Source organism: Enterococcus sp. DIV0174 (assembly GCF_050529065.1).
GTDB lineage: Bacteria > Bacillota > Bacilli > Lactobacillales > Enterococcaceae > Enterococcus_B > Enterococcus_B thailandicus.
This window is the reverse complement of record NZ_CP172881.1, coordinates 2,280,403-2,293,269: the sequence shown is the minus strand read 5'-3', so window position 1 is coordinate 2,293,269 and position 12,867 is coordinate 2,280,403. Positions and strand designations below refer to the sequence as shown.

14 protein-coding genes are annotated in these 12,867 nt (G+C 35.8%); 9 read left to right on the top strand and 5 right to left on the bottom strand.

All coding sequences use genetic code 11. The features are described from left to right. Positions 1 to 24: 24 nt before the first annotated feature. Entirely contained in the window at positions 25 to 786 is a 762-nt protein-coding gene (locus tag IGJ93_RS10960; protein ID WP_071869114.1) for a MerR family transcriptional regulator, read from the bottom strand. A gap of 122 nt (positions 787 to 908) precedes the next feature. Here IGJ93_RS10960 and IGJ93_RS10955 point away from each other — a divergent pair, with 122 nt between their 5' ends. Beyond that, complete coding sequence (locus tag IGJ93_RS10955; protein WP_430596942.1) at positions 909 to 1,757, top strand: HAD-IIB family hydrolase; 849 nt, start codon at positions 909 to 911, stop codon at positions 1,755 to 1,757. 23 nt (positions 1,758 to 1,780) lie between these two features. Continuing rightward, a complete protein-coding gene (locus IGJ93_RS10950) occupies positions 1,781 to 2,137 on the top strand; it encodes a DUF1827 family protein (RefSeq protein ID WP_067482872.1) in 357 nt (118 codons plus the stop codon). Between the two features lie 138 nt (positions 2,138 to 2,275). Here the strand turns inward: IGJ93_RS10950 and IGJ93_RS10945 are convergent, their stop codons facing one another. After that, complete coding sequence (locus IGJ93_RS10945; RefSeq protein ID WP_067482870.1) at positions 2,276 to 2,506, bottom strand: hypothetical protein; 231 nt, start codon at positions 2,504 to 2,506, stop codon at positions 2,276 to 2,278. 257 nt (positions 2,507 to 2,763) lie between these two features. On the opposite strand from IGJ93_RS10945, the gene IGJ93_RS10940 reads away from it, so the two are divergent. The 6 genes from IGJ93_RS10940 (at position 2,764) to IGJ93_RS10915 (ending at position 10,059) form a co-directional block, all read left to right on the top strand. Beyond that, positions 2,764 to 4,236, top strand: a complete 1,473-nt coding sequence (locus IGJ93_RS10940) for a nicotinate phosphoribosyltransferase (protein WP_071869112.1) — start codon at positions 2,764 to 2,766, stop codon at positions 4,234 to 4,236. A 25-nt stretch (positions 4,237 to 4,261) separates the two neighbouring features. Further along, entirely contained in the window at positions 4,262 to 5,086 is an 825-nt protein-coding gene (gene nadE / locus IGJ93_RS10935) for an ammonia-dependent NAD(+) synthetase (RefSeq protein WP_067482866.1), read from the top strand. Between the two features lie 322 nt (positions 5,087 to 5,408). Further along, positions 5,409 to 6,245 carry a Cof-type HAD-IIB family hydrolase gene (locus tag IGJ93_RS10930; RefSeq protein WP_067482862.1) on the top strand — a complete coding sequence of 279 codons (837 nt, stop codon included), beginning with the start codon at positions 5,409 to 5,411 and terminating at the stop codon, positions 6,243 to 6,245. Between the two features lie 132 nt (positions 6,246 to 6,377). Then, positions 6,378 to 7,535: an NAD(P)-dependent oxidoreductase gene (locus IGJ93_RS10925; protein WP_071869111.1), complete on the top strand. Its 1,158-nt coding sequence runs from the start codon at positions 6,378 to 6,380 to the stop codon at positions 7,533 to 7,535. A gap of 133 nt (positions 7,536 to 7,668) precedes the next feature. Next, positions 7,669 to 9,531: an LTA synthase family protein gene (locus IGJ93_RS10920; RefSeq protein ID WP_071869110.1), complete on the top strand. Its 1,863-nt coding sequence runs from the start codon at positions 7,669 to 7,671 to the stop codon at positions 9,529 to 9,531. 93 nt (positions 9,532 to 9,624) lie between these two features. Further along, on the top strand, positions 9,625 to 10,059 hold the full coding sequence (locus IGJ93_RS10915) for a hypothetical protein (protein ID WP_071869109.1): 435 nt from the start codon (positions 9,625 to 9,627) through the stop codon (positions 10,057 to 10,059). 677 nt (positions 10,060 to 10,736) lie between these two features. Here the strand turns inward: IGJ93_RS10915 and IGJ93_RS10910 are convergent. From IGJ93_RS10910 to IGJ93_RS10900, 3 genes are read right to left on the bottom strand one after another with little or no spacing between them, the layout of a single operon-like run. Continuing rightward, complete coding sequence (locus IGJ93_RS10910; protein WP_086270684.1) at positions 10,737 to 10,898, bottom strand: hypothetical protein; 162 nt, start codon at positions 10,896 to 10,898, stop codon at positions 10,737 to 10,739. Between the two features lie 50 nt (positions 10,899 to 10,948). Beyond that, positions 10,949 to 11,299: a hypothetical protein gene (locus IGJ93_RS10905; protein ID WP_430596941.1), complete on the bottom strand. Its 351-nt coding sequence runs from the start codon at positions 11,297 to 11,299 to the stop codon at positions 10,949 to 10,951. A gap of 32 nt (positions 11,300 to 11,331) precedes the next feature. After that, positions 11,332 to 12,348 carry a lactonase family protein gene (locus IGJ93_RS10900; protein ID WP_430596940.1) on the bottom strand — a complete coding sequence of 339 codons (1,017 nt, stop codon included), beginning with the start codon at positions 12,346 to 12,348 and terminating at the stop codon, positions 11,332 to 11,334. Positions 12,349 to 12,513: 165 nt separating this feature from the next. Between IGJ93_RS10900 and IGJ93_RS10895 the strand changes: the two genes are divergently transcribed. Continuing rightward, positions 12,514 to 12,867 carry a PTS glucitol/sorbitol transporter subunit IIA gene (locus IGJ93_RS10895; protein ID WP_067482850.1) on the top strand — a complete coding sequence of 118 codons (354 nt, stop codon included), beginning with the start codon at positions 12,514 to 12,516 and terminating at the stop codon, positions 12,865 to 12,867.

The following is a 12,867-nucleotide window of genomic DNA, read 5'->3' as shown; positions in this document are numbered from 1 at the left end:
CTGATAAGGGTCAGAAAGTAATAATTATTTGCTGGTGTAATGTTGAATGATTTCATTCAATGCTTGGGTTGCACCATTCCCACTTCGTTCATCATAATAGGCGGTAAAACGTTCATCTGCCACATACATTTGTCCTAATCCTTGGTGAGCTTGTGGCGTATAAGTAGGCCAACTAAATGTTAGCCATTTTTTATGTGCGTCAAAAATGGCTTTTGCTAGTGGTTGATCCACTCCTGGCTGTGTAAGATAAGTTGTTAAATCAGCTAAAAGCTGTGACTCAACTGTTTGCATGGCTTGGAATTGTTCCTCAGTCATGTTCGCCCATTTTTGATTGGCTTTCGCAACTGTTTTTTCGCCATACGCTTCTCGAATCTCTTGCCCAAATTTTTCTTCATTTTCGCTGATTTTTTGTTGCTTGAATCCTGCAAATTTTTCTTGGTCTGACATAGTTATTCCTCCTTCGTAACTAGTAAGTGTTTTTTGTACAGTTGTCAAAAGGGCGTCAATTTGCGCTCTTTTTTTTAATAGAAGTTTTTGATGTTCAAGTAAAGCTTGGTGCTGATCAAAGTCTGGTTGGTTTAGTAATTCCTGAATTTGTTCAAGTTTGAACTCAAGTGAGCGATAAAATAAAATCTGTTGGAGTCGATCAATTTCATTTGCTCCATAGATGCGATAACCAGAAGAGTTAATCCTAGCTGGTTTGAGCAACCCAATTTCATCATAGAAACGTAATGTTCGGGGGCTAACACCTGATAGCTCTGCTATTTTTTTGATTGTATATTCCATTTTTTCCCTCCTGACACTTGCTAGAATACTCCCTCACGTAACGAGAAGGTCAAGGAAAAATTTCAAAATCCTATTAAAAATTATGTTATACTATTTCATAAGAAAAGGAAAAGGAGAAATCAATGAACATTGTTTTTTCAGATATTGATGGAACGTTTCAAGAGTTAGGAAAAGAAATTCCGCCGATTAATCGCAAAGCTATTCAAGCGTTACAAGCCAAAGGCGATCATTTTGTTTTTGTTACCGGACGCGGATACGACTTAGTCAAACAAATGAATGATGAATTATTAATTGATTGTGATGTTATTTTTGGAAATGGTGCAGGTATTAAGAAAATAGGCGAACCTGAACGTTATACTAGTACACTGACACATCAAGAAACAACAGAAGTAATCAACATTTTAGAAGAACAAGAAATTTTACACTTTATTCATACAAATCACGGTGTGGTGATAAGACCTACGAAAGAGTACACGAAACAGCTAAGTGCCTTGAGAGAATCATTAGAAAAACTTGGGGAGCAAGGCAAACGAATTATGGATTACAAGGAACAATATTTTGAAAACGATTGCGTACATACGGAAGATATCGCAAAGTATCTTTCTGAAAGACCTGAAACAATCGTGGTCAAGATCGAATTGATGGAAGCAGATGATGCACGTCACGAGGCGATTCGATCTTCTTTACAAGAAACAGAATTGCTTGTGTTCCATTCATTTATAAAAACCTTGGAAATTGTACATCCTGATAGTACAAAAGGAAGTGCCATCACCAATTATTTATCTGATTATCCATTAGCAACCAGCTATGGTATCGGAGATGGAGAAAATGATTTGGCTATGTTAGCTGTTGTTGATGTGCCTGTTGCTGTGGAAAATGCCGCAACCAATGTGAAAGAAAGTAGTCATGTGATTGCGCCTAGTTGCAGTGAAGGTGGCGTCGGCCGGTTTATTTTTGAACATATTTTATAATTAAAAAGAAAAAGAGGGATGAGATGAAATTAGTTGAAACACCAATAAATAGTAATCTAAATATCAAGACATTTTACCCAAAAATAGTGGATTTCTTTTTTGGAAATCAGGCAATTAACTACTATAAGTTCTATTCGCTAGATCGTACACAAATTTTATATGTAGATACGTATGATAAAATCCAGTTGGTGATGATTAATACGAAAAAGAAAATTACAAAGCAAGAAATCGACTATGCTATTCGTCGAATCTTGAAAGTAGCACGCGAAGATGTGACCGTTCACATTGGTGTCAAACAAGAATTGGAACGGGCTGGCCTTCAATTCAAACGTCCAAATAAAGATATTGTGATTATTGAACAAAATGTAACAAATGCCTAACAAAAAGGGACTGGGACGAAACTAAAAATTCAGTCGTTCTTAATCTATCTTTCAATGCAAAAAAGCCTAAAATCAACGTTTTAAAAAACGAATTTTAGGCTTTTTTTCTATTTAGGCTGCTTTTGTCCCAGACTCTTTTTATTTTTGAACGATATCCTTCCAAAAATGAAAATATTGTTCAGCCAAGCAAATTGTTGAAATCTGTTCCCACTGGATAAAATGTTCATCAAGATAGAAGCCATCAGGTGTGATGCTTGGTTGAACCAATCCTTCTGCATAACTATGGTCCAAACGTTCAACAATAATTTTTTGCTTTGCGATATAAGCAGTGATAATAACTGTTTCAAAGTGCTGTGTAATTGTACGCATAACAGCCTCCTTATCTATACTGTCCAAGTAGATTGCGCGAATAAATGAATGGATAACTACAATGAATTGAAGTCTTCAACAAATTTATTAGAACATATGTTCGTTTCTCTGTCAATCAATTCATCAAAGAAAAAATGAAAAGGAATAAAGAATATCAAGCTGATATTTTCGGAAAAAAATCAAGTTTTCTTTTCCTATTTCGTTTTTTTGATATAATGGTTAGGAAATGAAAAATTGCCAAGAGGAGTATTAAACAGATGAATAAAATTTACCCAGATGACAGTTTGACGCTACACACTGATTTGTACCAAATCAATATGATGCAGACATACTGGGAATTAGGTCGTGCAGATCTACATGCCGTTTTTGAATGTTACTTTCGAGAAATGCCTTTTAACCATGGTTATGCTGTCTTTGCTGGTCTGGAACGTTTAGTTCAATATTTAGAAAACTTAACTTTCAGTGAATCAGATATTGACTACTTACGAGAAGTGGGTAACTATCCAGAAGGCTTCCTTACTTATTTAAAAGAATTTGAATTTAAAGCAACCGTTCGTTCAATGCTTGAAGGCGAGATCGTCTTTAACAATGAACCACTTATTCAAGTCGAAGGACCGTTGGCACATTGCCAGTTGGTCGAAACAGCACTGCTGAATATGGTCAATTTCCAAACATTGATTGCTACGAAAGCAGCCCGAATCAAATCCGTTATTGGTGACGATCCACTATTGGAATTTGGAACAAGACGTGCGCAAGAACTTGATGCAGCGGTTTGGGGAACACGTGCAGCCTTCATTGGTGGTGCCGATGCGACAAGTAACGTGCGTGCTGGGAAAATTTTTGGTATTCCTGCGAGTGGAACTCATGCTCATTCATTAGTTCAGTCATATGGAAATGACTATGATGCTTTCATGGCTTACGCGAAAACACATAAAGACTGTGTCTTTTTAGTAGATACGTATAATACGTTGAAGTCAGGTGTGCCAAGTGCGATTCGAGTGGCGAGAGAAATGGGTGATAAAATCAATTTCCAAGGTGTTCGCATTGATAGTGGTGATATGGCGTATATTTCAAAACGTGTGCGTGAACAATTAGATGCAGCAGGCTTTACTGAAGCAAAAATCTATGCTTCTAACGACTTAGATGAAGCAACGATTCTAAATTTAAAAATGCAAAAAGCAAAAATCGATGTTTGGGGTGTGGGCACTAAGTTGATTACAGCTTACGACCAACCTGCACTAGGGGCTGTTTTCAAATTAGTATCTATTGAAAACGAAGAAGGAAAAATGATTGATACCATCAAGTTATCTAGTAATGCAGAAAAAGTAACAACGCCAGGGAAAAAACAAGTTTGGCGTATTACACGAAATTTTGACGGAAAATCTGAAGGAGACTATGTCACGTTATGGAATGAAGATCCTCGCAAGGAAGAGGAAATCTTTATGTTCCATCCTGTTCATACGTTCATCAATAAGACGGTACGTGATTTTTCGGCACGTCCGATGTTACAAGATATTTTTGTTGAAGGAAAGTTGGTCTATTCATTACCTTCGCTAAATGAAATTAAAGACTATGCACGTGAGAACTTGGACTCTCTATGGGAAGAATATAAACGTGATTTGAACCCACAAAAGTATCCAGTTGATTTATCAACAGAGTGCTGGAATCACAAGATGTCTATTATGGAACGAATGAAAAAAAGCGTTGCTGATCTACACAATGAAGCATGATTGAAATCACTGAGGGGGAACAAACATGAGTTTACAACAAGAAATTATTCAAGAACTAGGTGTGAAACCTATAATTGATGCACAAACAGAAATTCGTCGAAGTGTGGACTTTTTGAAAGACTACTTAAAAAAATACCCATTTATCAAAACATTTGTTTTAGGAATCAGTGGTGGACAAGATTCAACTTTAGCTGGTCGTTTAGCACAGTTAGCAATGGCTGAAATGCGTGAAGAAACACAAGATGACAGTTATCAATTTGTTGCTGTTCGCTTACCTTATGGCGAACAAGCTGACGAAGAAGATGCAAAAGCTGCATTGGATTTTATTCAGCCCGATGTGAGTTTACGTGTTGATATCAAACCTGCTGTGGATGCACAAGTTGCCTCATTGAGTGAAGCAGGTGTTGAAATCAGTGATTTTAATAAAGGAAATATCAAAGCACGTCAACGAATGATTACTCAATACGGTGTTGCTGGTGCAAAATTTGGTGCTGTCTTGGGAACAGATCATGCTGCAGAAAATATTACAGGATTCTTTACAAAATTTGGTGATGGTGGGGCAGATATTTTACCACTTTTTCGTTTGAACAAGCGACAAGGAAAAGCTCTGTTAAAAGAACTAGGTGCGCCAGCAGAATTGTATACAAAAATTCCAACGGCGGACTTGGAAGATGGGAAACCATTAATTGCAGATGAAGTTGCTTTAGGTGTCACTTATGATCAAATTGATGATTATTTAGAAGGAAAAGAAATTCCTGAACATGCACAAGAAACCCTTGAAGCTTGGTGGGATAAAACAAAACATAAACGTCATCTACCAATTACGGTTTTTGATGATTTTTGGAAGTAAGACAAAGCTGTAAAAGAAGTCGGAGGATTTTTAAATCTTCCGACTTCTTTTTTACTTATTTGAGCTAGCTATGCTCGCAAATGCCGATAAATGAGACAGAGAATTACAGAAACCGTTATAATAAAAGAAGAGAACAAGCTAGTTTAAAAAATAGGATTTGAATAAGGTTTGAATGATTCATAAGGGCGAGTAAGCTTGAAGGAAAAGCCAATTATAAATTTTAAAAAAATGTGTGATTGTACAGATTGGCTAAGCGATGAAACACGAGCAGTCGATTTTGATTATAAAAAATTAAAAATAATTATTTAGAAGGTGAACGAAAATGAGAAAAGAAATCAAACTAGTAATGAGTGATATTGACGGAACGATTTTAACTAGCGAACACAGAATTGATAACAAATTAGCTGGTCGTTTGAAACAACTAAAAGCTAGAAATATTCCTTTTGTTTTGGCATCTGCCAGATCTCCTAAAGGAATGCATGACATTGCGAAAGTATTGGAAATCACTGAATACCCAATGGCTTGTTACAATGGTGCTTTGATTGTCAGAGAAGGAGAAGACGACCCGTTTCAACAAATTTTTAGTCAAGAATTGAATGTAGGAGAAACACTTCAGCTCATTGAACTTTTAACGAAAAAATTTAAAACTATCTCAATTAGTTTGTATTCAGGAAGCGACTGGTATGTGGAGTCAGTTGACGAGTGGGTAGAGCAAGAAGCTGCAATCACGAAACTTGAACCAATTGTAGCCAATCTTAACCAATTACTTTTAGAACAAAGACTGCCAGTTCATAAGCTATTATTGATAGGATCAACTTCAGAAATTGAGCAACTAAAGGAAGTTTGCGAATCATTAAATCTGGAAACTAGTTCGTTTTATTTATCAAAGGAAAATTATCTGGAAGTTACTCACTATCAAGTATCGAAAGAAAAAGCGTTAACGATTGTGGCAAACCACTATCAAATTCCTTTAGAAAACACGATGGCAATTGGAGATAACTTTAACGATCTGCCTATGATCAAATTATCTGGAATGGGAGTGGCAATGGGCAACGCACCGGAAGAAGTGACTAAAGGGGCAACCATCCAAACAGCGACTAATGATGAAAATGGTGTGTCAAAAGTATTGTTGAATCAGATTCTTTTGCAAGAAATTTGATTGTATTTTTTAAGTGAAGAAAATAAATTATTTTGCTTGGGAAGCTAATTGGATAACAATGGTTGATTAATAGAAGTTAATTCTTGTCTAAATTTCTGTAATCAGAGATACTGATAAAAAGGAGGCGATTTTATGTACCGGATTTCTTTAGTTGATGATATTGCCACGGAACAGATGAAACAATTGGAAGAGCCATTTTTTGAACGGACAGATAAAAAGGATGCGCACGGCTTACTAGTAAGAAGTTCTATTGTTGAAGAAGACTGGATTGGATCAGAATTGTTAGCAATTTCAAGAGCTGGTGTTGGGGTCAACACGATCCAGGTACAAAAAGCCACCGAAAATGGCACGATTGTGATGAATACGCCTGGCGTTAATGCAAATGCAGTCAAAGAACTAGTATTAAGCTGTTTGTTTTTATCTGTTCGCCCGGTTATCAAAGCAAGCGAGATGGTTCAAGCTTTAGAGGGAGCAGACTTGTTAGAGCAAGCAGAAGCAAACCGAAAACCGTTTGTAGGTCAAGAATTACAAGGAAAAGTGATTGGTTTACTTGGATTAGGTTCAATTGGAAGAGAAGTTGCTCGAATTTGTTATGAATTAGGCATGGAAGTTTTAGGCTATGCTAGAAGAAATCACGAGTTAGACTATGTTGAGCAATTACCCTTGCCGGATATTTTACGATTGTCTGATTTCGTCGTGATTATGCTACCTTCAACGCCGGAAACAAATGGGCTGTTGGGGAAAGAAGAGTTATCTTTAATGAAAGAAGAGGCTATTTTAATTAATGTGGGACGAAGTGGAATTGTAGATAATGCAGCACTTTTACAAGTGATTGAGGATGGAAAACTGGCAAAATACATAACAGATTTTCCAGCACAAGAATTTTTAGGAAATGAAAAAATCATGATGCTTCCGCACATTGGTGGGTCCACAAAAGAAGCTTTAGCGGATAGCAGTCGGGAAGCTGTTCGAGCATTACGAAACTATCTGCTGTTTGGAACAGTTCGTTCATCGGTGAATTTTCCAGCTGTGCGAATGGTCTTTCGTGCGCCGTATCGTTTTACGATTTTTTATCAAAAAAGACAAGGAATCTTATCGGAAGTTTTTAAAATTTTGGAGGAAAATGATTTACCAATTGGTAATATGACGCGTAACCAGAAAGAGGATTACGTTTATACACTGATTGACATTGAGAGTACAGATGTCAAAAATTTATTAGAAGCTAACCGTCAGTTAGAAACGATTGCGGATGTTAAACGTGTACGGTTATTAGTACGTCCACAAGTTTAATCAAGTTATTTTTATTTCTTTAATTAGCCGATGACCGCTTTACTTTCAAATTTGATGCTACTAAAATAAGAGAGTGAGTCAAATTTAAAATAATCGTTTAAGTTCATAAAGTAGGCGATGAAGGAGCAATTAATTGAAGAAAAGAATAAATAATCTTTCACTTAAACAAAAGAGTATCATTCGAATTAGTTTGACTACGATTGGCGTGATCGCTTTAGTTGTATTGAGTAATTTATTTTTACAATGGTGCCAAAATGATTTGTCCTATGACTTAGCATTGAAATTTGCGTTTTCTTGGCATACAGAAAAGTTTATTTTAGCTTGCTTAGTTTTATTCGTTTTTCTGGCCTTCCTCAGCAGTGTTGCAGGATCGGTTCTGGTTGGATCTATTTTGTATACAACGATTATCGGCATTTTAGGTGTTGCTGACTATTTAAAAATGAGTTATCGACAAGAGCCTATTTATCCTGATGACATCAAAATGATTACGGAACTTAGTTTGTTGAAAGAGATGGCAGGGGGAACGACATTTTTTATTTTAATGGGAATTACTGGTTTAGTAATCATTTTATTTGCTTGGGGGCTATACCGGAGTTTCAAAAAAGGGCGTCGTTTTCAGGTCGTACGAGGAACTGTCTTCGTTTTATCTGCTATTCTATTGATGTACATTGGTAGTTTTAATAACCCGAATAATCTCTTACGAAAAGCGTACAACAAAACAGCTTTGTGGATTCCTTATAGTCAGAAAATGAACTACTATAATACAGGATTTATTGGCGGGTTTCTTTACAATCTACAAGTTGAAGCAATGGATGAACCAAAAGGCTATTCCAAAGCGAAAGTGGCAGAAATCACTAAGAATTATCAACAAATAGCTGATAAGAAAAATCAAACAGTTGAAGAAGAGCAACCAAACATCGTTTATGTGATGAGCGAAAGTTTTTCTGACCCTAGTCACTTAAACGGAATCGAAGTTTCAGGAAATCCACTGCAAGATTATTATGACATTGCGAATCAAACCTATAGTGGCAAAATGTTGTCCCAAAATTATGGGGGTGGAACTGCAAATATTGAGTTTGAAGCGTTAACTGGTTTTTCAATGGAACTATTTAATGCACAATTAACAACTCCGTACACGATGTTAGTTCCTAAAATGACAAAATTTCCATCATTGGTTTCCAATCTAGCAGCGCAAAATTATCAAACAACAGCGATTCATCCCTATAACACATCAATGTATAAGCGTGAAGATGTGTATGATGTTTTGGGATTTGATTCATTTATCAGTGAAAAAGAAATGAATTACACAGAAAAACTCCAAAACAATCCTTATATTTCAGATAAAGCCGCTTATCAAGAAGTTTTATCTATTTTAAAACAGCAAGATTCACCACAATTTGTTCATCTAGTAACGATGCAAACACATATGCCTTATGGTGGAAAGTATTCAGATATTGCTTACGATGCTCAGGCAAGTGACGGCAGTGACACCGATAATTTAACCAACTATTTGCAGGACGTTGCCTATAGCAGTGAGGCACTGAAGGAATTTGTTGATAGTTTACAAGATGTTTCGCGAAGAACCCTAGTTGTTTTCTGGGGAGATCATCTTCCTGGTATTTACTCAGAAGTAGTGCAAGGAGCAAACGATGAGCAGACTTTACATGAAACACAATTTTTAATGTTTGATAGCGAAGGAAAATTAACAAATCAAGCTACTCATGATGCAATCAGTAGTCCATTTTATTTTGCAGCTAACTTATTGGAACAAACGAATCAAGCAACAACAGGGTTCTATCAATTGCTATTGGAAATGGAGCAAGTTTTACCTGCGTTTGAAAGGGGCTTATATTATCAAAATGGGCAGTGGCGTAAAGAGGCACAACTGAATGAGCAACAAAAAAAATTATATGAAGACTATCAAATGATTCAATATGACATCGTTTCTGGTAAACAATATAGTTTACAGGCTAGTTTTTTTGAAAATAGTGATTGAAGTGAAAAGAAACAAGGCGAGAAATAAGCTTGTCATAAAATAGTAAAAACAGGTACAATAAAGGATAGATAAACGGAGAAAGTAGGGAATTTCATGTTACCAAATATTGGTTATTATGTTCAATCAGTCGATAACATTGTGAAACAAACGGAAGAAATTGGCGAGCAAATGCATCCCAAATACGAAATGATTCGTCAAGCAATTGATGAAAAGAAAGTGGCAGAATTAAATTCAGAACAATTAACAGAAGTTGTTCAATTGTTTGAAGCTGGAACTAAGCAATACCGAGCTATGCTGAAAAAAGTTAGTACGTTACGTCCTCCAGCAAAAGTGATGGGGATTCACAAAAAATTTGAACGTGCCTATCTTTCTTATGTAGCTGGTTGTGAAGAAATGATTCAAAGTATTAACGTAGAAAAGGGAATTGATACGGATTTATTTGAAGCTTCAGAAAAGAAACAAGACCAAGCAACAGATGATATTTCACTAGCAATCCAAAAAATGACCAATCTTTTGATGAAAAAATAATTTAAAGATAAAACTAGAGTTATTTAATCTAAATATAACGTTTTTTTTATGATAAGAGTTGTTCACTGCTATATGATAAAAGCATAACCAACAACAACCTTTATTTACTCTCATTGAGTAAGTAGCCTTTTCCACCGAGCCTAACCAACTCGGTGGTTTTTTGATGCTCAAAAATTCAATGTATAATAAAAAAGCTTGTGGTACAAAGCGTCCGACTCCGCCAGATAATTCACAACTAGCCCAAAATATGAAAAGCTATTTTGGGCAGTTGATTGTTATCTAGTCGGAGCTAGACGTTTTGTGCCACAAGCTCTACTCACGGTGTTCAAGAAGTAACTCCTGCTAAATAAGTCTAAATTTCGCAAAATTTGAAAAACAATTTCTGGAAATTTATTCTTATTTATTTAAGCTAGACACTTCTTTCACGACCTTTATTTACGGTGTTCCCCAAGCAACTCCTCCATATAACGTGCATTCACTTCAAAATATGAGAAGCTATTTTGAGTACCTGCTCATTATCTGTTTGGAGTTGAGTGCTTGGAACCACAACCTCTATTCACGGTGTTCTCAAAGTAGCTTCTTCGGTAATAAGTCCTCTTTTCTTAAAAATATGAGAAGCTATTTTTAGAAAAGATTCCTTATTACTTGAAGCTAACCACTTTGCGTCACAACCTTTTTCAGTTTTCAACATTCCTGACGTAGTTATCAAAATAATCTTCCAGATTTTTCTTTAGTTGTTGATAGTCTGCTTCAGTATACTCTTTATCTTCGATTTTCCCCTGAAAAAAAGGAATCTGCAAATCTTCTCGCAAACGATCTAACACTTCTTGTTGGTTCATGTTCTTCGCTTCTTTCTTCATCATTCATCTATAGTTATTACTAGGTTCATTTATAAGCTGTGAAAAATAGCAGTTAAATGTTCAAAGTTTTGTTTCATAATGGTCAATTTGCTATAAAGCAAAGCGGTATTAGAATCTTCATTGAAGGAGACTTGCTTGAGTTCAGCATAAAACTGATGAAAAGCATCAAAAAATTTGCTGACTTCTTTGATTTGCAATTCTGGATGTAGCTGAGTATATAATTTTGCTGTTTGAGCGAGGCTGTATAGCTCGTTCGTCACAACAATAACTCGATTTTTTTCATAGCGTGGGCTAGTAATCAATTCGTACAAGGGAAGACACTTATTATAAAGTTCAGAAAGGTTGTCTAATAGATACTCTTCAGCTGATTTTTGAATCATAAAAATTTCCTCCTTTGAAAAATAGGTTGATTTTAGTCGAAATAGACGCACACACACTCAGGTGCATAAATGTCTTTTTGTAGTAATGTTAACTTTCCGGTTTGAGCATCACGTGTGAATAAAGTTAAGTTATCACTATTTTGATTTGCACAAACTAAAAACTCATTTGTTGAATTTAAGGCAAAGTCACGAGGAAAATCACCTTCTGTTGAAATATTTTGAATAGCAGAAAGCTGTTCACCATTACTAGAAATCTCAAAGATTGCGATTGAGTTATGTCCACGATTAGAAGTATATAAGAAACGGCCGTCATTTGAAATTCGGATAGCAGCACCGCCATTTTCACCTGTGAAATCTTCTGGTAAAGTTGAAATTTTTTGTAACTTTTCAAATGAACCATTTTCTTGATAAGCGAGGACGCTTACGGTGCTGTCTAATTCACCAAATAAATAAGCAATTGGCTGTGTCGGATGGAAAACTAAATGACGGGGTCCAGTTCCAGGTTCAGCTACAAAAGTGGCTGCTAGAGTTAACTTTCCATTTTCTGCAACATCATAAGTGTACACTCGATCAGTTCCAAGATCACAAACAACTAAACGTTGGTCAGGTGTTAAATCAGTGTAGTGGACATGTGCGTGGTCTTGATTTTTATGTGGTCCAGTTTCCTCTTGATGATAAAGAGATTCGACAGCTTCAATACCACCATTATCTAAAATACGATAAACATTTACTTCACCTTTATGATAATTTGCACCATAAACCAGCTGACGAGTTTCATCTACTGCTACATAACAAAGAGGTGCTCCTTCTTCTGTTACCGCATTCAAAAATTGATACGTTGAATCGTATGCGCCTGCGCCACCTAATCCATCAACTGTTGTGACCGTGTATAGATTCTCTGCTTTACTCTTTGCTAAATAGGTGGGACTCACTTCTTTAGTTGCTAAAGTTAGTCCAGATAATTCTTTTTTTTCAGTATCAAGATCGATTGTATAAATTCCTTCACTTACTCGGCGTGTATAAGTACCCAAAATGATTTTTTCAATCATTTGATTCCCTCCTAAAAAAATGAAATTGTTTTCTTTTTTATTTTAGCATACAACTGTTCTTGGCGGATAATGAAAGAGAATATGCTATAATATTTTTGAGCGTAAAAATACGCTGTATGAAGAAAAACACTGTTCATTGTGATAGTAATCAAAGGAGAGATCAAGATGATTCAAGCCAATGTAGTAGAAATTGGACCAGAAGCAATTAATGAAAAAGAACCAATGCTGATTTTATTCAACAACACAGCAACAACTACTTTACGAAACTACTCGATTATCCAAGAATTTTTAAATAAAGAACCCTTTAAGCTAGAATCTGGAAAAACAATTCGATTTGATGAACAAGAATATACGATTGAACATGTCGGAACGACTGCTAATCAAAATCTGGAAACAGTTGGTCACGTAACGTTAGTGTTTGACGAGCATCAACCAGAAAATACGATTGTTAATGGTGTGTATTTGAATCCTTATCAACTTCCAGAAATTCATTTGGGAACACAAATTTATTATCAGTAG